17 protein-coding genes and 1 riboswitch are annotated in these 18,919 nt (G+C 57.0%); of the genes, 6 read left to right on the plus strand and 11 right to left on the minus strand.

The annotated features are described in order from the left end of the window. Positions 1-64 precede the first annotated feature (64 nt). The 6 genes from FJD38_RS05455 to FJD38_RS05485 form a co-directional block, all read right to left on the minus strand. Positions 65-1,024 (minus strand): DUF6708 domain-containing protein, encoded by a 960-nt coding sequence (locus FJD38_RS05455; RefSeq protein ID WP_146384258.1) that lies wholly within the window; start codon positions 1,022-1,024, stop codon positions 65-67. Further along, positions 1,021-1,977, minus strand: coding sequence for a DUF6708 domain-containing protein (locus FJD38_RS05460; protein ID WP_146384260.1), 957 nt, complete (start codon positions 1,975-1,977; stop codon positions 1,021-1,023). Before FJD38_RS05460 ends, FJD38_RS05455 begins: the two co-directional genes overlap by 4 nt. Continuing rightward, complete coding sequence (locus FJD38_RS05470) at positions 1,974-5,309, minus strand: toxin VasX (RefSeq protein ID WP_167654231.1); 3,336 nt, start codon at positions 5,307-5,309, stop codon at positions 1,974-1,976. The genes FJD38_RS05460 and FJD38_RS05470 overlap by 4 nt, the downstream gene beginning before the upstream one ends. Then, complete coding sequence (locus tag FJD38_RS05475) at positions 5,306-6,154, minus strand: DUF4123 domain-containing protein (RefSeq protein ID WP_146384262.1); 849 nt, start codon at positions 6,152-6,154, stop codon at positions 5,306-5,308. Before FJD38_RS05475 ends, FJD38_RS05470 begins: the two co-directional genes overlap by 4 nt. After that, a complete protein-coding gene (gene tssI / locus FJD38_RS05480) occupies positions 6,151-8,172 on the minus strand; it encodes a type VI secretion system tip protein TssI/VgrG (RefSeq protein WP_146384264.1) in 2,022 nt (673 codons plus the stop codon). Before tssI ends, FJD38_RS05475 begins: the two co-directional genes overlap by 4 nt. Positions 8,173-8,290: 118 nt before the next feature. Continuing rightward, positions 8,291-8,920: a LysE family translocator gene (locus FJD38_RS05485; RefSeq protein WP_122785762.1), complete on the minus strand. Its 630-nt coding sequence runs from the start codon at positions 8,918-8,920 to the stop codon at positions 8,291-8,293. A gap of 80 nt (positions 8,921-9,000) precedes the next feature. Here FJD38_RS05485 and FJD38_RS05490 point away from each other — a divergent pair, with 80 nt between their 5' ends. From FJD38_RS05490 to FJD38_RS05500, 3 genes are all read left to right on the plus strand, one after another. Then, positions 9,001-9,966: a 2-hydroxyacid dehydrogenase gene (locus tag FJD38_RS05490; RefSeq protein WP_146384266.1), complete on the plus strand. Its 966-nt coding sequence runs from the start codon at positions 9,001-9,003 to the stop codon at positions 9,964-9,966. 31 nt (positions 9,967-9,997) lie between these two features. Further along, the gene (locus FJD38_RS05495; protein WP_146384268.1) at positions 9,998-10,996 is read left to right on the plus strand and encodes a class I SAM-dependent methyltransferase; all 999 of its coding nucleotides are present in this window, start codon (positions 9,998-10,000) and stop codon (positions 10,994-10,996) included. A gap of 49 nt (positions 10,997-11,045) precedes the next feature. Further along, a riboswitch (yybP-ykoY riboswitch) is annotated at positions 11,046-11,167 on the plus strand. 91 nt (positions 11,168-11,258) lie between these two features. Further along, positions 11,259-11,843, plus strand: coding sequence for a TMEM165/GDT1 family protein (locus tag FJD38_RS05500; RefSeq protein ID WP_122785876.1), 585 nt, complete (start codon positions 11,259-11,261; stop codon positions 11,841-11,843). Between the two features lie 314 nt (positions 11,844-12,157). On the opposite strand, the gene FJD38_RS05505 is transcribed toward FJD38_RS05500, so the two are convergent. From FJD38_RS05505 to FJD38_RS05520, 4 genes are all read right to left on the minus strand, one after another. Next, positions 12,158-12,979: a M48 family metallopeptidase gene (locus FJD38_RS05505; protein WP_122785765.1), complete on the minus strand. Its 822-nt coding sequence runs from the start codon at positions 12,977-12,979 to the stop codon at positions 12,158-12,160. 149 nt (positions 12,980-13,128) lie between these two features. After that, positions 13,129-13,755, minus strand: a complete 627-nt coding sequence (locus FJD38_RS05510) for an SOS response-associated peptidase (RefSeq protein WP_146384270.1) — start codon at positions 13,753-13,755, stop codon at positions 13,129-13,131. Between the two features lie 46 nt (positions 13,756-13,801). Continuing rightward, positions 13,802-14,062, minus strand: a complete 261-nt coding sequence (locus tag FJD38_RS05515; RefSeq protein WP_146384272.1) for a putative signal transducing protein — start codon at positions 14,060-14,062, stop codon at positions 13,802-13,804. 9 nt (positions 14,063-14,071) lie between these two features. After that, complete coding sequence (locus FJD38_RS05520; RefSeq protein ID WP_146384274.1) at positions 14,072-14,257, minus strand: CPXCG motif-containing cysteine-rich protein; 186 nt, start codon at positions 14,255-14,257, stop codon at positions 14,072-14,074. Between the two features lie 103 nt (positions 14,258-14,360). Here FJD38_RS05520 and FJD38_RS05525 point away from each other — a divergent pair, with 103 nt between their 5' ends. Then, positions 14,361-15,527 (plus strand): 1-acyl-sn-glycerol-3-phosphate acyltransferase, encoded by a 1,167-nt coding sequence (locus FJD38_RS05525; protein ID WP_122785768.1) that lies wholly within the window; start codon positions 14,361-14,363, stop codon positions 15,525-15,527. 196 nt (positions 15,528-15,723) lie between these two features. Continuing rightward, on the plus strand, positions 15,724-15,930 hold the full coding sequence (locus FJD38_RS05530; RefSeq protein ID WP_122785769.1) for a hypothetical protein: 207 nt from the start codon (positions 15,724-15,726) through the stop codon (positions 15,928-15,930). 59 nt (positions 15,931-15,989) lie between these two features. Here FJD38_RS05530 and FJD38_RS05535 read toward each other — a convergent pair whose 3' ends face one another. Beyond that, positions 15,990-16,574 (minus strand): YajG family lipoprotein, encoded by a 585-nt coding sequence (locus FJD38_RS05535; protein ID WP_122785770.1) that lies wholly within the window; start codon positions 16,572-16,574, stop codon positions 15,990-15,992. Positions 16,575-17,405: 831 nt separating this feature from the next. On the opposite strand from FJD38_RS05535, the gene mqo reads away from it, so the two are divergent. Then, a complete protein-coding gene (gene mqo / locus FJD38_RS05540; RefSeq protein WP_146384276.1) occupies positions 17,406-18,911 on the plus strand; it encodes a malate dehydrogenase (quinone) in 1,506 nt (501 codons plus the stop codon). The last annotated feature ends 8 nt before the right edge of the window (positions 18,912-18,919 follow it).

The following is an 18,919-nucleotide window of genomic DNA, read 5'->3' on the forward strand; positions in this document are numbered from 1 at the left end:
TGAAGCAAACTCAGAAATAGACAAGATCACAGCCTGCCTGCTCGTCCGTGACTGACGGGTTTATTCAAGAAGCGGGACGGGCTGCCAATTCTGCTTCGCGCTGAATAATGGCGGCTTCCAAAGCGTCTGAACGCTTGGCCCATTGCTCAGAGGGCAGGGGTTTGGACCATTCGATGATCTCGGGGTAATCCAATGTGGGTGGCGGTGAGAGTTTCCAGGTTTGCAGCATGAAGATGAGGGGGCCGCCGAACAGGAATATGCACAGTATCAAATACGTTGCCTCCCATAATTCACCTTTGCGTAAGTGCAGCCAAAAATCCTCGACATAGGCACAGCACGTTCCCCATAACAGGCCTCGCCCTTTAAGGCTGGCGCGACTTTTTTCGAAGCCATTACTTTGCGGTAAAACATGCGGCCCAATTTCCATATAACTGCGTATACATTCCCACGTTGACATCGACGCTTCATTGCCGCCGCAGTTAAACCCCCACATCCAGTGCTTATTGTCTTCGGGCGCAAGCGGGTCGGGGTTGTCAAAGCTTATAAACAGCATCCCCGAAGTCGTTTTGCCTGCCTGACTGACTGAAGAATGCTGCGATGCTGCGGCGGTGACTGTTTCCCAGGGCACGATCCAATACTCGCCATCTTCTCGGGGGACGCAGACTTCGCGGCGCTGGCGATTAAAGCGAATTGGTAATGGGGTTGGGCGGATCAGGTTGTAGATAAATATGAGTGTCGGCAGTCCAAGAAAGAGAACTAATCCTGAAAGAATGTAAATACCATCATGCGGAGAAATTCTTGCCATATAGGTGCCAAGGCTTATGAAAACCAAAGACAAAAACCAAATCGACGCAACGCCTCCAGCAATATTGAAATTCCCTATATCCAAATAAATATCGTTCTTGCGCCATATCATGTTGACCATATCAACCGGTTTCTCGCCGGTCGGAATGGGCAACGGAGCTAAATAGTCCTGCTGCGAAAATAAATTATTTTTTGTAGTGCCCGCGGCTTCTGTAGTCATGACTGTGCTCTCGCAAGCAATTCCGCGTCGCGCTGAATAATGGCGGCTTCCAAAGCGTCTGAACGCTTGGCCCATTGCTCAGGGGGCAGGGGTTTGGACCATTCGATGATCTCGGGGTAATCCAATGTGGGTGGCGGTGAGAGTTTCCAAGTTTGCAGCATGAAGGCTACGGGGGCGCCAAAAACGAAGATACCCAGTATTAACCAAATGGCTTCACCGACCTCCCCGTCCCGCAGATGCTTCCAAATACCCTGCGCATACTCACAGCAGTTACCCCAAACTATTCCACGGTCTTTAAAGTTGGTACGCGCCCCTTCAAAATTATTGCATTGAGGTATGGCGTGCGGACCGATTTCCATGTAACTGCGAATACATTCCCACGTTGACATCGCGGCTTCATTGCCGCCGCAGTTAAACCCCCACATCCAGTGCTTGTTGTCTTCGGATGCAAGAGGATCAGGGTTATCAAAGCTAATAAACAGCATTCCCGAAGTCGTTTTTCCTGCCTGACTGACTGAAGAATGCTGCGATGCTGCGGCGGTGACTGTTTCCCAAGGCACAATCCAATACTCGCCCTCTTCTCGAGGTACACAAACTTCACGACGCTGGCGATTGAAGCGTATTGGCAATGGCGTTGGGCGGCTTAAATTGTAGACAAATACGATTGCGGGAATCCCTACAATAACGAGCCCACTCAAAATCGCAAATTTGGTAACTTCAGGATCGATATTTTTAAAGCTTAAACCAAGAATCAAATAAAAAAGCGTCGCACACCAAAGCACCATTACTCCGCCAATATTAAAATTCCCTATGTCTAAAAAAACATCATTCTTGCGCCAAATCATGTTGGCCATATCAACTGGCTTCTGACCGGTCGGAATTGGCAACGGTGCCAAGTAGTCCTGCTGAGAAAGGACGCTTTTTTTGATTGTTCCAGCCGCAGGAGAACTCATTTCTTCAACCCCGACTGCCAGAGCACCGAAAACTCTTGATTACCTAAAACATAGTTAGGCGCTCTATCCAGTTCTGGAGTTGGATCGTTACGAAGTTCAACAACGCCTGATGAACTGCTCACTGTAAAGGCTACACCTCGTTCGCCACCGACGTAGCTGAGTGCCCCCAGCAGGGAAGTCAACGGCGTGCGATAGCGCAACCGCAAGGACACTTTTGAAGGCTGAGAGACAAAGACACCCGGCACAACCTTCAAGAAATTGCCTGTCAAACGTAACCCTTGACCTTGGGTATACGGGATCCACTCACATCGGCTGTGCTTTATCCACAGATCACCCAGGGTTTGCATAGGTTCTTCCGCGCGCAGGCGACCTTCACCATTTTTGATACGCGCCCACATCGCCGGCGAATCCACTGGATTACCAATCATGGCGATTTCGAGGTGCGCATTACCCGGTTCCGCCCCAGGTAAATCAATAGTCAGGGAATCAATAAAGGTGGTGAACTTCACCCCCACATAGCTATTGGCGCCAACGGGTTCATCACGCCCTTTAAAGCTGACTCTCGGGGAGTACAGAATACCGTAGAGCCTGTTTAGTTCATCTTGCTGATTCTCAATTGTAATGGGGCTTAGTTCGCTGGCGCGGGCTTTGGACCAACAACACGAGTTTAGAAATTTTTGTATGGGTGTTTGCTGGAAGTACCATGCAATCAAATACAACACACCCAATACAGCGACCAATAAATTTAGCGGCCCCATCCAAATAGCGTAAGCCGCTATAGCTGCTTTAGCTGTCATTGCTCCAGCAAGGACTTTGGCAGTGTAATAAAGTCCTAATACTGCCTGGGCACCAAATGCGAAAACTTGTCCACCTACTACGTTAGTCCGCATGCTCAACCACGGATCCAGTGAACCTTGAGCTTTTTCTAACTGATTCTGAAGAGACAAAAACTCATTGAAAGCTGCGGCCGCTGAAAAGCCACCGATGAAGAATCCAAAAAAAGTTAATACGGGTGCTGAAACCCAGCGGCTACCGGGTAACTTAAATGTAAACACCCTCTCAGCAACCTTACTCCTCATCTGACTATCAATAACCGCTAATAACGCAGCCCCTGCATACAACGTCGCAGATGCCGTGTCATTAATCCGCTGCCGATCCATTCCCTCCAGAGCCCCTGCCTGCGAGAGATAATTCTTGGCGTTCCAGCTATTGAGCAATAACGCCGCCAAAGCCACCAACCCTCCGCTGCCCTTCACCGCTTGGGAGTTAAGGATTTTGGACACTTGCCCTGCACCAATGGCATCGCCGGTTTTTTTGGCCCATTGCGCAATATCTTCCCCGGCTTTGCCAAACAGTTCCCACGTCCGCAAGGCCCCTTCCTTGACCGCACGCAACCCGACGCCACTCCCCAAACGAGCCGCCACCAGTATGGCCAGCCAGGTGCCGCCGGGCGCATTGCCGTGCTCGCCTTTAAGCAGCAGCAACGCGGCCCCCAACCGCTTGACCAATGTTGCCCAACTGCCCTGGATGTCTTCCGCACGAATACCCATACGGGTGACCATTGACTCGTTCAACACCCCCAGGACCTTGATAATGCCCTGCTTGGCGTTGGCCTGATTTTCCAGCCCCAATGCCATGATCAATTCGCCTGCGCGCGTGGTGCTGTTAACCGCGGCATCCAGCGTCGGGTTCCAGCCATAGAACAATTGGCGCAACGCCCCTTCATCAGGACTGCGCACATAATCGGCGTATTGCTCGGCACCCTGGGTGCGGATGCATTGGCCACTGAGGCAGGCCACGGCCAGTGTGTCCAGCCAATGGGTGTGGTCAGGGTCGCTGTAATCGACTTGCCAGGTCGCGCTGTGATGGCGCTGCAAGTACAGCCCACGGTCTGAATACAGGCTTTCGTGGCGCTGCTGAACCTGCGCAAAGTGCGCCGGAGCCGTGGTGTCGAGCCAGGTGTTCATCGCCGGCAAGTCGATGTATTCCCCGACCTTGTCGCTGGCGTGCTTGTTGTTGATATTGTTGGCTTTGCTTTCCTGATAATCGCGCACCAGTTCTATCACTTCACTGTGCAGATCTAGGGGAATAAACCCGCGCACAGGGAATACGGCAGCCTGCTCGCGCAGATGTATTTCAGCCAAACGAGTATCAGCTTCTACATTGCTGTGGGTGGTGCCGCGCCGAATGTTGGCGGTGTAACGGTCTCTGGCCAGCTTTGCTAATTGTGTGCGGGCATCCATCAGGATTTGGGCCTGATCGAGCGTCATCACAATGTCGCGATCACGGTAGCGATAGCTGATCAGTCCTGATAATTCTGCAGCGTCCTCAGTGATCAAACTCCTCACAAACCCGCCAATGCTCAAGCGCAGGTTGTTATCGGTTTGCCACTGTTCATGGCGGTACTCGACCAATTCCTGCTCATGATTGATGTCGCGCAGCACACCCAGGTCATCATCGAGGCAGGCCAGTACGCTGTGTAAACCGCTCGATTGTTCGTGAGCAATTTCCATAAGCGTTTTGCTGGCGGTGGGTGCCCACGTTTGGGCACTCCACTCTCCCGGTGGCGGGACGTCTTCGGAAAGCTGCGGATAGTTCGCTGCTATTTGCTCTCGTTCATTCAGCCAACGCACGGCATCGGTGTAGGACTTGACCGTGGCAGAGGTGTGCTTTTTGGATAGCTGATCACCCAACTCATCCACGCTTCTACGGTAAGCCTGTTGGTCGCGCTGAAAATCCATCGCCAAGGTCAGATCGTAGGTCTTGGGTATCAACTCGCCGATGACCTGTGCCGCGTCTTGCAAGGGCACGCAATGAGGCGCTTGCAGGGTGTTGGCGACGGTTCTCAAGTCGAGGCAGCGCATGCGCCGGGCGCGAACCTCTGGATCGTTCAGGTGTTCGCAATGCTGGGGCTTGAGCGGGATTTCGCTGTACAGCATCCACGCCGACTGGTGCTTGGCCAGTGCAATACCGCTCAAATCACCCACGACCACGACGGTGTCATCGTCGTCCAGCGCCTGTTTGCGCAACCGATTGTTCTCCGCCACGGCATACCGCTGTAGCGGCCCCTTGCCCTGCCACACGTAGATAAAACCGACGCGCAGCAACCGCGCCGCCATGGGATGACTTTGAGTGTCAACGCCCGGCTGGAAGGCAGAATGGGTCACAGGTTCTTCGCTGAGGGCATAGCGTACTGGCACGACAAACAGTTGCCCTTGGCTGGCCGGGCATTGCTGGACGGTGCTGTTGATGTCGACATGACCGCACGCAGCGGCAGCGCGTCTGGCCTCTGCCAGTTGGGTAACGGTTTGCAGAGGTTTAATTTCGCTCATTGGGCGGGCTCTCTTGGGATGGCGCGCAGGGTCAATTCGTCCAGCACACGATCAAGACGTTGTCGTGGGGTGACGCCTCGCTCTGCCAGCAGGGTGCGATAAATCTCCTGCCCCTCACCCTGCGGGAAGTCTTGGCCATAAGTGGCGAACAGACTCGCCCAGAGCATCACTTCGTCTTCTGCGCTGTAGCCCTGCCGCGCGGCGCTGGCCTGACACGCCAAGGCCCACGCCTGCTGCTGTCGGGGGTGGAGGTCGTGCAGGCATTGAGGAAAATAGCGCTGTACATGGTCCACAAGATGTTGCAAAAACTGACTGCGCTGGGCCTGACCGAGGTGCTCCAGGGTGTGTGCGCTCAGCCTCAACCAAGGCGTCGGCGCATAGCGAGCTGTCGGCTGATCCGGGTTTTGCTGACTGATCAGGAGCGTGTTGCCATCAGCCTCCGGCAACCGAATCACTCGCACCGGCCCCATCAACCGGTCACGTTCAACCACAGGTAAATCGTGCAGCCAGAGGCGTGTGATCACGGGATCGTAAAAGCGGAAAAACGCGCTCACGTCACCGTCCAGCTGCACATGAATCAGGCTGCGTAAATGCGCAATGAGGTCCGCTTCAGCCGCGTCGGACTCCAGCCAGATGCCTGCCTTTTCCTGCCAGTTCGCGTAGAAGGTGTTAGCCAGTTGACTATCGCGCTCAACGCCTACCACTACCGGACCAAAGGCAGCCATGGCCGCGTATTGCGTCATCAGATACAGCGAGTGAGGGGTGGCGGTGGGCGCCAGCGCATACAACTGCGCATGCAGACCCTCAATTTGATGGCTGTCGAGCAACAGGTAGGCGTGCATCATGGCTGGCGCTCCTCAAGGGACTGGCAGACCATGCACACCGGCGAACGGTTGGCGATGGCTTGGGTGAAGGCCTGTTGTTGGGTTTTTAACGCCAGCGCCGTCATCACCCCAACCGACCCGGCCAGCGCCGACACCACTGGCACGCCAGGGATGGGCACCCCGCCCGGCAAAATCGGCGTGCTGCTGTGTATCCCGGCAGGCGTCAGCAACAAGTGTTGGCCACCCGCCTTGAGGCTCAAGCTGGAGCCGCCGTCGAGTGTCATCATGGCCCCCGCATTGAGATGGATATGCTCACCCGCCTCAACCGTCCATACCGCACCCACGCGGGTATGACTGTTGAGGGCGGTGTCCAGATAATCACTGGCGTTGATCATTGTTTTGCGGTCGCCGGTGACCGTTTGCTGATCCTCGGCATCGAGCACCACCCGGCTGTTGCCTTCGATGGTTTCTTCGCGCTTGCCTTCGACGTGCAGGTGGCTGTCGTGTTTGATGTGTTGCCGCAGGTCTCGCTGGGCGTGCAGATAGATCAACTCCTGACCTTTGCGGTCTTGCAGGCGCAGCTCGTTGTGGCCGCTGCCGCCCGGCGTACTGCGGCTGCGCAACACGCTTTGGGTGTTTTCTGCTGGCAGTGTGAGCGGCGTCGGGGTGATGCTCGACGCCAGGCAGCCGGTGACCACGGGGCGGTCAACATCCCCTTCCAGATAGCTGATCATCACTTCCATGCCAACCCGCGGGGTGATCACGACGCCATAGGAATCGCCAGCCCAACTGGAGGCGACGCGCACCCAGCAGCTGCTGTGCTCATTGCTTACCTCGCTGCGGTCCCAGTGAAACTTGACCCGCACCCGGCCGAACGCATCGATGTGAATATCTTCGCCGGTCGGCCCGGTGACGCGGGCCGTCTGATAACCCGCAACCACGGGTTTGGCGAAAACGGTGGACGATCTGTAGGTAACGGTCTCGGGAATGCCCCGAAAACGGTTGCGGTAGCCTTGGGTAAAATCGATTAAATGCTCAATGTCTGAACCGCCGCCCTGCTCTTTCAACACCTGCGGCTGTTTGCCTTCATGGCGAACATGGGTCAGCAGCCAAGGCGCGTTGAATGTCGGATTGGGGTGCTCGGTCAGGGTCATAAACTGGCCGCTGCACAGGGTCGGTTGATCGCTGTCACCATGCCCTTCGCAACGATCGGCTTGATGACGCTCGAGAGCGAGCTGACTCTGCCGCTCACCGTCAGCATGATCCGTAAAACCACCGGGATAGGTGTAATCCTCAAGGGGCCGTTCGTGGAGATTGGCGCGACTGTCGGCCTCTAACGTACGACTGGCGACCTTGAAGTTGTAGTCGCGAGATACGGCGCTGTTGAACCGCCGGCTCAGTTTTACGCGAAAACTGTGAACAGACGGCTCGCCGGCTACCATTGCGTTATCAGGCTTGAAGGGAGTTGCTCCCCGCGAAGGGGTGAACGCAGCCTCACCATCGCCGAATTGTAAAAAATGGCCGTCGGGCGAATGCCTGAAGAGATAGTGGATACCTTCTTCAAAACACAGGCGCTGGATAAAGTGCAGGTCCGATTCACCGTACTGCACGCAGTATTCACGCGGCGCGTAAGCGGCTTGCAGGGTGAAACCATAATCAATGCTGAAAATGCCGTGCTCTTCGAGGAGTGTCTCGATGATGCGCTGCACGGTCTGGTTCTGAAAAATACGGTGATTGGTACGGTGGAGCAGATAAGCCAACTGCGGTCGAAGCGACAGACGATAGTGGGTCAGCCGTGGGCCGGAACTGCTTTTGACAATGCTATAAATCTGCCCATGGACGCCATGCCCTTGCGTGTCAAAGGCCAGAAAGGCAGGGGTGTACAGCAGCGCTTCAAGGTCCAGATCAGGGCGTTCACACACCACTTCAACGGCAAACGAAAAGGGTGTGCTGATGGCTTCGTCACCGCTGAAGGCCAGCACCTCCAACGGGTTCGGGCTGGCCTGGGCGGTCAGGCTGAAACGGTGATGGGCGTTCATCCGTCGATCCTCTGAAATGAGGGATAAACGCTAACGGATGAACGCTTTCTGGGATGTAGGAGGCTTCTTTAACTCGCGACTGAAATACCTTTTTGCAAACAGCGATCGACGTACTCGATCAATGCATTTCGGTAAAGGCGAGCTTGATGCCCAGTGCCACCAGTACCGCCCCCATGCTGCGATCGAACCAGTGGCCCATGCGGGCAAAACCGTTGCGCACCCGCTGATGACTGAACAACGTAGCCACCATGCAAAACCACAGCCCCGTCGCCACCGCTAGGTACACGCCATAACCGGCCTGAATCGACAGCGGCGTGTGCGGGTTGATCACGACGGTAAACAGCGAGAGGAAAAACAACGTCGCCTTGGGATTCAGGCCATTGGTCACAAACCCTGCCGTGAACGCACCGCGCGCCGTGCGTTCGCCCACCGGCAAGCTCTGCGCCATGGCCGCCGGGTCGGCCGGTTTGGCCCGCAGTGCCTTGATGCCGATGTACAGCAGGTAAGCCGCCGCGAGCCATTTGAGCGCGTTAAACAGCACAATCGACTGCGACACGATGATGCCGATACCCAGCAACGAATAGCCCACGTGGACAAAAATGGCCGTGCCCACACCGAACGCGGTAAACAGACCAGCACGTCGCCCGTGGGTCACGCTTTCACGCACCACAACGGCGAAATCCGGCCCGGGGCTGGCCACCGCCAACAAGTGAATCAGGGCAACGGTCAAAAATTCTGTCCAGTACATGCAGGGCTCCATTACAAAATGTTTCTTCTGTTAGGCTCGCCACATTACGCCTTCACTCGACAGCACAAAAGGTACAGTTGATGACAAACACTCAGCGCGCCGTCTTTCTTGACCACCCTTCTCTGGATCTCGGCGACCTCGACCTCAGCCCTCTGCGTCAATGCTTCAGCGAGTTGCAGTTATGGACCGACACCACCCCCGACAACGTGATCGAGCGCCTGCAAGGGGCCAGCGTGGCCATCAGCAATAAAATCCAGCTGGACGCCCGCACCCTCGCCGCCTGCCCGGAGCTTAAGCTGATTCTGGTCGCCGCCACCGGCACCAATAACGTCGACCTTGCAGCAGCCCGCGCCCAAGGGATTACCGTCGCCAATTGCCAAGGCTACGGCACACCTTCCGTGGCGCAACACACTCTGGGCTTGCTGCTGGCGCTGGCCACACGCCTGGTCGACTACAACCACGCCGTACGCGACGGTCAATGGCAGCAGGCCAAGCAGTTCTGCCTGCTGGATTTTCCGATTGTCGAGCTGGAAGGCAAAACGTTGGGCCTGTTCGGTCATGGCGAGCTCGGCAGCGCCGTGGCCAAATTGGCCGAAGCCTTTGGCATGCGCGTGTTGATCGGGCAAATCCCCGGTCGCCCGGCCCGTGCTGATCGCCTGACACTGAACGAACTGCTGCCTCAGGTCGATGCGCTGACCTTTCACTGCCCGCTCACCGAGCACACCCGAAACTTTATCGGTGCCCGCGAGCTGGCCTTGCTCAAACCCGGAGCGTTTGTGGTCAACACCGCCCGCGGCGGCATGATCAATGAACAGGCACTGGCCGACGCATTGCGCAGTGGTCATCTGGGCGGTGCGGCCACCGATGTGCTGAGCGTAGAGCCACCGCGTGACGGCAACCCGCTACTGGCGCCAGACATCCCACGCTTGATCATCACCCCGCACAGCGCCTGGGGCAGCCGTGAGGCGCGGCAACGAATCGTTGCTCAATTGACTGAAAACGCCGAAGCCTTCTTCAACGGTACAGCGCTGCGGGTCGTCAGTTGATAAACTGCGACCCTTTTTTGAGGAGCAGATTATGGATCCGCGCAGTGAAGTACTGCTTCGTCAGCCTGAATACTTTCAAGGCTCGCTGCTGTTAGTCGGCTTACCGGCCGATGATTTACTCGGCCAACTGCCCAATGCCCATGGCTGGTGCTGGCATGCGGGTGATCAGGCCGCGCTCGACGCCCGCTTTGCCGGGCGCGTGCACTTCGGCGTTGAGGTGCCAGAGCGCGCGTTCGACACGGCGGTGGTGTTTTTGCCCAAATCCAAGGAATTGGCCGATTACGTGCTCAAGGCGGTCGCCGCTCGCCTGCCGGGCGCCGATGTGTTCTTGGTCGGTGAGAAAAAGGGCGGTATCGAAGGCGCTTCCAAGCAACTGCTGGCGCTGGGCAAACCGCGCAAACTCGACAGCGCGCGGCATTGCCAACTGTGGCAAGTGACTGTCGAGACGGCACCGCAAGCCCCGGTATTGGCCGACCTCGCTCAGCACTACGAACTGCCACTGGCAGAAGGTCCGCTTAAAGTCGTCAGCCTGCCGGGTGTATTCAGCCACGGGCGACTGGACCGCGGCAGCGCGCTGCTGCTGGAACACCTGGATAAACTGCCGAGCGGCCACGTGCTGGATTTCGGCTGCGGCGCGGGGGTTTTGGGCGCAGCAGTCAAGCGTCGCTACCCGCATAACACCGTCACCTTGCTCGATGTCGATGCGTTTGCCACCGCCAGCAGTCGTCTGACTCTGGCCGCGAATGGTCTGGAAGCAGAGGTGATCACCGGTGATGGCATCGACGCTGCACCGATGGGTTTGAACACTATTCTGAGCAATCCGCCGTTCCATGTCGGCGTGCATACGGATTATCACGCCACCGAGAACTTGCTGACAAAAGCGGTAAAACATCTGAAAACAGGTGGCGAACTTCGCTTGGTTGCCAATAGCTTTCTGCGCTACCAACCGCTCATCGAAGCGCAATTTGGCCACTGTACGGTCAAGGCTGAAGGATCGGGTTTTCGCATCTACAGCGCCAAACGTCGTTGACGCTATTTGAAAATAAGGGCTTGCCGGATCGGATTTGCCTAGGCAGAATCCGCTCCGTCCTAGGGGAGTAGTCTCCCACGAGCCTCACGCTCGTCCGGCATGCGTCAACATACTTGGTCAACAGACCATGGTGCATGCGACCCAGGTGTCCACAGAGATGGACCAGGGTTTGACAAGACCTATGACACGAACACCTTACCCGGGGCGGGAAGGCTGTACGTGTCATAGCCGTGTCGACCCGCCCCTGGAAAACTACCTGATGATGCTCGACTCCTTACTTGTTCCTACTGCAATCGTTGCCTTGGCCGAAATCGGCGACAAGACGCAACTCCTCGCGCTTATTCTTGCCGCACGCTTTCGCAAACCCTGGCCGATTATTGCCGGTATCGTGGTCGCGACCCTCGCCAACCACGCCGCAGCCGGTGCCGTGGGAGCATGGGTGGGCGGGTTCTTCACCGATGCAATGCTGCACTGGATTCTGGCTGCCAGCTTTACCGCCACGGCCTTGTGGACGCTGGTGCCGGACAAAATGGACGATGACGAAGCCAGTACTGCGCGCAAGTACGGCCCTTTCGTGACCACTCTGATTACGTTTTTCATTGCCGAGATTGGCGACAAGACCCAAGTGGCGACTGTGATGCTGGCCGCGCAGTATCCAGACTTGTGGCTGGTGATTATCGGCACCACCGTGGGTATGTTGATTGCTAACGTACCGGTGGTCATTGCCGGTAATTTTGCGGCGGATAAACTGCCGTTGACCCTGATCCGCCGCTTGGCTGCGACAGCGTTCTTTGTATTGGCAGTAGTGGCGGTGTACAAGGCGATGGTGATCAGCGGCTGGGTTTAAAAGCGACCCTCACCCTAGCCCTCTCCCAGAGGGAGAGGGGACTAAAAGCAAAAGCAGATATGCGCAACGCCACCGTCTGGCCCCCTCTCCCTGTGGGAGAGGGGACTAAAAGCAAAAGAAAGTTTGCGCAACCCCACCGTCTGGCCCCCTCTCCCTGTGGGAGAGGGGACTAAAAGCAAAAGCAGATTTGCGCAACGCCACCGTCTGCCCCCTCTCCCTTTGGGAGAGGGGACTAAAAGCAAAAGCAGATTTGCACAACGCCACCGTCTGGCCCCCTCTCCCTTTGGGAGAGGGTTGGGGTGAGGGCCCAGCCGTTACTGGGTCTTGGCCGCTTGCTGATAAAGCGGCATCACCTTGGGAATCGCCGCTTCCAGCGCCGCAATCCGGCTGGTAGAGGCCGGGTGAGTGCTCATGAATTCAGGCGGTGCACTTTGCGAAGCCTGACCCATCTTCTGCCACAGCGTAATCGCCGCATTCGGGTTGTAACCCGCCCGCGCCGCCAACTCCAGACCAATCAAATCCGCTTCGTTCTCATTGCTGCGACTATTGGGCAACGTCAGGCTGTAGTTCACCACGGTATCGGCCAGTTGCAGGCTGTCTTGCCCCAAGCCCAACAACGCGCCCGCGCCTTGTTTGGCAATCTCGATGCCGTACGCCTTGGACATCGACTCACGCCCGTGCTCTCGCAAGGCGTGGGCGATTTCATGGCCCATCACCGCGGCAATCTCATCGTCACTTAACTTGAGCTGATCGATGATGCCGCTGTAGAAGATGATCTTGCCGCCCGGCCCGCAGTTGGCGTTGAGTTCGTCGCTCTTGATCAAATTGACTTCCCAATTCCACTGCGCCGCATCGGGACGGAAAGCCGGTGCCTGGGCAATCAGTCGATTGGCAATGGCCTGCAAGCGCTGGGCGTTGGCGCTGGTTTTATCCAGCTCGCCCTTGGTGCTGGCTTCACTGACCGTCTGCTGGTACGACTGCGCATACATTTGGTCAACCTGCTCACTCGACAGCATGCTGAACATGTACTGCTTGCGCTCGACGCCGACCGCTCCGCCACTGGTGGTGTTCACCGCCTGGCAACCGCCCAGCAACAGGCCAGCACCCACTGCACACACTACCGCTAATTTACCCATCATCAGCCTCCATAAACGTGGCGGCCATGGTAGGCGCGCGCTGGCAACTGCGCTAGGGCCATGACTCGGCAACCTGCGGGTTATGCGCGTCCAGACATTAGCAAATGTGTCTAGCCCGTGGGCCTTGAATGGCGTGGCGAATCTGAGGTTTAGCCCGGCGTGAGGCACTCGGGGGCATTAAGCTTGGGGTCATTGACCAGGTTAGCCAGCGGCCGCTCGCGCAAAGGCGATTGCGGCGCCGCTAACAGCGCTTGCAGGGTGTGCAGCGGGGTTTCAGGGTCGAGCCACGCCTGTTGGCCCGCCTCATCAAGAATCAACGGGCGACGCTGACTCGCCGCCGCCTGTGTGATCACCGCGGTGCTCAGCCACACGTGCCCGTCCACCGGATACGCCTCCCAGATGCCCGCGAAAAACAGTGAAGCCCCCTCACCCGGCGTCAGCCAATAAGGGCGTTTTCGCGTGGTACCGCGCCATTCGTAAAAACCATTGGCCGGGATCAGACAGCGACGCAGGTTAAAGGCATCGCGAAACATGGGCTGCTCGACGACCGTTTCGGCGCGGGCATGCGCCGGGGTGCGCGACAGGTCGGTCAGCCACGGCGGGGTAAGCCCCCAACGGGCCCGTGCCAGATTACGCTGGCCGGTTTCAGCCTCGGCACGCAGGATCAATACCGAGTCATTGGGCGAAATATTCCACTGAGCCTGCTGATCTGCCGGAAAACCGGGCAAGGCTGCAAACGCAGGGTTCCAACGAAACAGGGCAAAACGTCCACACATGGGGCTGTACAACTCTTCTATATAAAGGTGGCAAGAAACACGGGGCTCAGCAATCGAGCACATCCGGGAAGCTTTGAGGCTCATCGTCCGCCACGGGAGATGCCGCATTGTACGCATCGATCAGCTCGCGCGCGTGCCGCGCCTGATCATCGGCCACCGTCAGTCCCAGTAAACCCAGCGCGGGCAACTCGCCCGTACCGCCCACCAGATCGCGGCCGTCGAGGCGGGCATAAATACCCTCGCTGTCCAGCATCCCCAGCAAAAGCTCGGCTTCCATCAGGTTTTGTGGCTCATAGATACGTCGCATGGCCGTCACTCACACCTCATTCTCGCTGAGTACTTCCAGCATCCACTCATGACCATCGGTCTGGAGCTTAAACACGATAGGACGGCAACATACGGGGCAGTCTTCTATGTACTGCTGATCGCCACCCGACAGGTCGATGACCGCCTCTGCTGATTCGCCGCAATACGGGCAGTCATAGTGTTCGGTCTCAAGCATCGCGGTCTCCAGAGTGACTTGTGCGTATAATCGCCGTCTATTTGCAGGGCTATTATTGTGTCCTGCCCTGTGTACTAACCTTAGCTGTTTCCAACAAGAGAGCATGATGGGCGAATTCGATAGCATCCGACCTTACAACGACGCCGAAGTCCCAGCCGTGCTGGCCCGGCTGCTCAGCGACAAGGCGTTTCTGGAAATCCTGACCCACTTCCGCTTCCCACGTCTGGCGGGCGCTTTCGGCTGGTTGTTACGACCCCTTATAGCGCATCGTCTGCGCAAAGAGTTCGCAGGTGTCACCTCGGTCGCCACTTTACAGGACAAAGTTGAAGTCTATGTCGACCGCACCATTGGGCAAGCCACTGACGGCGTGACCTACACCGGCGTAGAGCGGCTCAAGCCCGGCAGTGCGTATCTGTTCCTGGCCAACCACCGCGACATCGTCATGGACCCGGCTTTCGTCAACTACGCGGTGTACCACGCGGGCCTGCCGACGCCGCGTATCGCCATTGGCGACAACCTGCTGCAAAAACCCTTTGTCAGCGACCTGATGCGCCTGAACAAAAGCTTTATCGTGCACCGCTCAATTACCGGGCGTCGCGAAAAGCTGGCGGCGTATCAACTGCTGTCGGCGTATATCAATCACTCAATCATCAATGATTGCCAATCGATCTGGATTGCCCAGGCCGAAGGCCGCGCCAAGGACGGTGATGACCGCACTGATTCGGCGATCCTGAAAATGTTCCACATGAGCCGTAAAAACGAGCCCTTCGCCGAGGTGATTCAGTCGCTGAATCTGACGCCTGTGTCGATCAGCTACGAATACGACCCCTGTGATCAGGCCAAAGCCCGCGAACTGTATATCCGCGCCACCACCGGCACTTACACCAAAGCCCCGGGCGAAGACGACACCAGCATTGCCAACGGCATTACCGGCTACAAAGGCCGCGTGCACATCAACTTTGCCGAACCCGTTACCGAGGCCTTCGAAGACAGCAAATTGCTGGCCGCCGAAATGGACCGTCATATTCTCAGTGGTTATCGCCTGTTCCCTGCGCACTACCTGGCGTATGCCCAGTGGACCGACGCAGACCCGCAATTGCAGGTGCCCAAGGCCGCCGAAGTGTTCCCCGCCGAAGAACTGGCCAAGGCCCAACAAGAGTGGCAACGCCGCCTTGACGCCTGCCCGGCGGAGCATCGCCCGTATCTGGTGCTGCAATACGCGATGCCGGTGCGCAACCAGTACCGGATCAAGGCCGGATTACCCCTCTAACGCCTCTCATTTTCGTAGCAGCTGCCGAAGGCTGCGTTCGGCGACGCAGTCGTCGTAATCATTTTACGATCGCTGCGCAATCGGACGTCGCCTTCGGCAACTGCTACGAGAACATCGGGTGCTAATTTCTGCTGTCACCGTATCGTCATCAACAGAGGTCACTCTGTGGCCCCTCGACACCGACACGGAGATTGTCATGCTGCACGCAGAAAATCAGGATCGTCTTTACCTCATCGCACCCAGCGACGAACAGCAAGCACTGATCGAGGGCTTGGCCTTTAACGTGCAGGACCATCACTGGCTGGTTTTTTGCGCCTTGAGCGGCCACACCCATGCCGACCTGCCCGAGCTGGATCTGCTGACCGGGGTCAGTCGCCTTGAAGTGTATGCCGAAGCAGCCTGAAGGCAGCACCCACAAAAAAGCCCGAACGCAGCACGTTCGGGCTTTTTGTTTAAACGCGATTACTCGCTCAGCAAACGACCAATGCTCGGGTCTTTGAACACGCGGGTCAGTGCGTCGCTCAACACATCGCTGACCAGCTTGGTGTTGGTTTCCTGATTGGGTGCCATGCCGAAGCGCTGATCCAGCGAGGCACCATAACGGCCACTGTAGGTACGCCCGCCGTTCTTCACATCAGAGCGAAACGTCGCCCCAATGGTGGCTTCGGTCACGTACATGGTGTCTTTGGGCGATTGATACTTAAGCTCAGCCAGAGTAACGGTCAGCGTCGGCGCATTCATTGCATTGCTGGTGGGGGTGAAACCCAGCAAACGCACGGCCGCTTCAGCTTGAGCCTGGAGCTTGGGGATCACGTCGTTGCTGCTGACGCTGATCGCGCTGGTCTCGGGGTACATGCCGCCACGGGTTCCCAGGGTTGGCGACGGACGGCCGTCTACCACACGCACCACTACCGGCTGGCCCCGGCCCACGGGTGCCAGCTGAGTTGTCAGCTTGGGTTGCGGGCTAAGCTGCTGCGGGCTGTGGGCGCAACCGACCAGCGTCAAACTGGTCACAGTAATCAAACCGAACAACAGGCGTTGCAACATGCTCATCTCTCCAGGACTGGGTAAAACAGGTCGCCAGTATAGCGGTGCACTGTCCCTGCTAACTAGCGGCTTGCTGTGCGCTGTTTTACGCAGTCGTCAGCCAGTAACCGCCAGGGTTGAATGCAAAGAAATTGACCGGCGAACCAATTAAAGTCATTAAACAGGGTCAATTGCCCACGTTTCTTCGATACACTCTCCCCCCGATTATAAGGACGTCTCCTGATCGGGCCTCGCAGCACCGCTAATGCGCTTGTATTAGCTCCCCCGCACCGCCCACAGAGAGCCGCCCACACAGACCCTGTGAAACGGGGGCGCTTGATTTTTTATGCGTCGATCCCCATTTTTCACACGGTCTGCCAGAGCTGTCATAACGCTCGGCCACTGGTGTTCGGTGCCACGCGTGCGACAGCCCTTTTTTGAGGTTCACGTCTTCAAGAGAGCGTGAAAAAAAACGGGTTTTCACAACTTCACAAGAGTGTGGCGAGCAAATGAAAAGTTTTGCGTCTGAACATGCACCATTAGCGTCTGAAACAGCCCCACCAAGCAGGATCGAAGTCGGCTCCACAGCACGAGACTGAAGCCTGTCCGCATCGGATCTGGTTGCACAATCGGACGCTCTAGACCTTAAGTCGAATTGCCTGTCGGGAACCAAAATGCGTTCATATGAACCTTCAAGGCCCGACTGGAAGCGTCCGCTGAAGTAGCAAGAAATTGCGAGAATCGGACATGGCGATCCTGGCCACGCGTGGTTTGAGGCACACCTGATTGACGCCTCGGAACACCTGGCAGCTATGCCGTCAATTTGGTGCCGTAGATTTTGGAGACGCGTTAATGGCGCATAACGAAGCAGTCGACGTAGTACTGGTTGGAGCAGGCATCATGAGTGCCACTCTTGCCGTGCTGCTCAAAGAGCTCGACCCCGGTATTACGCTGGAAGTTGTTGAGCAGATGGACTCAGGTGCTGCAGAAAGTTCCAACCCGTGGAACAACGCCGGCACCGGTCACGCTGGTCTTTGTGAACTGAACTACACGCCGCAAGCGGCCGATGGCTCGATTGACATCAAAAAGGCTGTGCATATCAATGCCCAGTTCGAAGTGTCAAAACAGTTTTGGGCCTATCTGGCGCAAAAAGGAACCTTCGGTTCGTGCAAGTCCTTCATCAGCCCGATTCCTCATCTGAGCTACGTTGAAGGCGAAAAAGGGGTTTGCTTCCTGAAAAAACGCTTTGACGTGCTGAGCCAGCACCATGCGTTTGCCGACATGGAATACACCGAAGACAAAGCCGTCATGAACGAATGGATGCCCTTGATGATGCCGGGCCGCCCTGCGGACCAGCGCATCTCGGCCACTCGCGTGATGCAGGGTACTGACGTCAACTTCGGCGCCCTGACCCAGCAACTGCTCAAGCATCTGGGCAGCGCTCCGGACACCCAGATCAAGTACAGCAAAAAAGTCACTGGCCTTAAACGCAATGGCAGCGGCTGGACAGTGAGCATCAAGGACATCAATAGCGGTAACACCCGTCACATTGATGCCAAGTTCGTGTTCCTGGGCGCTGGCGGCGCTGCCTTGCCACTGCTTCAAGCTTCCGGCATTGAAGAAAGCAAAGGTTACGGTGGCTTCCCGGTCAGCGGTCAGTGGCTGCGTTGCGACAATCCAGAGGTGGTCAAACAGCATCAGGCCAAGGTGTACAGCCAGGCTGCGGTTGGCTCCCCACCGATGTCGGTTCCGCATTTGGACACCCGTGTGGTCGATGGCAAAAAGTCCCTTCTGTTCGGACCTTATGCCGGCTTCACCACCAAGTTCCTCAAGCATGGTTCGTTCCTTGACCTGCCGATGTCGATTCGTCTGGGTAACATCGGGCCAATGCTCGCCGTAGCTCGCGACAACATGGACCTCACCAAATACCTGGTCAGCGAAGTGCGTCAGTCGATGGAGCAACGCCTTGAGTCCCTGCGTCGCTTCTACCCGCAGGCCAAAGCCGAAGACTGGCGCCTTGAAGTGGCCGGCCAACGGGTTCAGATCATCAAAAAAGATCCGAAAAAAGGCGGTGTGTTGCAGTTCGGCACTGAGCTGGTAGCAGCGAAGGACGGTTCGTTGGCTGCGCTGTTGGGCGCATCTCCGGGCGCTTCGGTGACCGTTTCGATCATGCTTGACCTGATTGAGCGCTGCTTCGCCGACAAGGCCAAAGGTGAATGGGCCACCAAGCTCAAGGAAATTTTCCCGGCTCGTGAAAAAGCCCTCGAAACCGACGCTCAGTTGTACCGTGAAATCAGCACCCGCAACTCCGAGTTGCTGGAACTGGTCGCACCGAGCACTGCAACCAGCATCGCGTAACACCATCG

The sequence above is a fragment of the Pseudomonas saxonica genome (assembly GCF_007858365.1).
GTDB lineage: Bacteria > Pseudomonadota > Gammaproteobacteria > Pseudomonadales > Pseudomonadaceae > Aquipseudomonas > Aquipseudomonas saxonica.

Bases quoted from the DNA above. Each gene is read 5' to 3' on its own strand.
- FJD38_RS05525 (WP_122785768.1), top strand. From the start codon at position 14,361: ATGATGGGCGAATTCGATAGCATCCGACCTTACAACGACGCCGAAGTC.
- FJD38_RS05500 (WP_122785876.1), top strand. From the start codon at position 11,259: ATGCTCGACTCCTTACTTGTTCCTACTGCAATCGTTGCCTTGGCCGAA.
- FJD38_RS05460 (WP_146384260.1), bottom strand. From the start codon at position 1,977: ATGAGTTCTCCTGCGGCTGGAACAATCAAAAAAAGCGTCCTTTCTCAG.
- FJD38_RS05535 (WP_122785770.1), bottom strand. From the start codon at position 16,574: ATGTTGCAACGCCTGTTGTTCGGTTTGATTACTGTGACCAGTTTGACG.
- FJD38_RS05485 (WP_122785762.1), bottom strand. From the start codon at position 8,920: ATGTACTGGACAGAATTTTTGACCGTTGCCCTGATTCACTTGTTGGCG.
- FJD38_RS05515 (WP_146384272.1), bottom strand. From the start codon at position 14,062: ATGCGACGTATCTATGAGCCACAAAACCTGATGGAAGCCGAGCTTTTG.
- FJD38_RS05505 (WP_122785765.1), bottom strand. From the start codon at position 12,979: ATGGGTAAATTAGCGGTAGTGTGTGCAGTGGGTGCTGGCCTGTTGCTG.
- FJD38_RS05475 (WP_146384262.1), bottom strand. From the start codon at position 6,154: ATGATGCACGCCTACCTGTTGCTCGACAGCCATCAAATTGAGGGTCTG.
- FJD38_RS05530 (WP_122785769.1), top strand. From the start codon at position 15,724: ATGCTGCACGCAGAAAATCAGGATCGTCTTTACCTCATCGCACCCAGC.
- mqo (WP_146384276.1), top strand. From the start codon at position 17,406: ATGGCGCATAACGAAGCAGTCGACGTAGTACTGGTTGGAGCAGGCATC.
- FJD38_RS05510 (WP_146384270.1), bottom strand. From the start codon at position 13,755: ATGTGTGGACGTTTTGCCCTGTTTCGTTGGAACCCTGCGTTTGCAGCC.
- FJD38_RS05490 (WP_146384266.1), top strand. From the start codon at position 9,001: ATGACAAACACTCAGCGCGCCGTCTTTCTTGACCACCCTTCTCTGGAT.
- FJD38_RS05520 (WP_146384274.1), bottom strand. From the start codon at position 14,257: ATGCTTGAGACCGAACACTATGACTGCCCGTATTGCGGCGAATCAGCA.
- FJD38_RS05495 (WP_146384268.1), top strand. From the start codon at position 9,998: ATGGATCCGCGCAGTGAAGTACTGCTTCGTCAGCCTGAATACTTTCAA.
- FJD38_RS05470 (WP_167654231.1), bottom strand. From the start codon at position 5,309: ATGAGCGAAATTAAACCTCTGCAAACCGTTACCCAACTGGCAGAGGCC.
- FJD38_RS05455 (WP_146384258.1), bottom strand. From the start codon at position 1,024: ATGACTACAGAAGCCGCGGGCACTACAAAAAATAATTTATTTTCGCAG.
- tssI (WP_146384264.1), bottom strand. From the start codon at position 8,172: ATGAACGCCCATCACCGTTTCAGCCTGACCGCCCAGGCCAGCCCGAAC.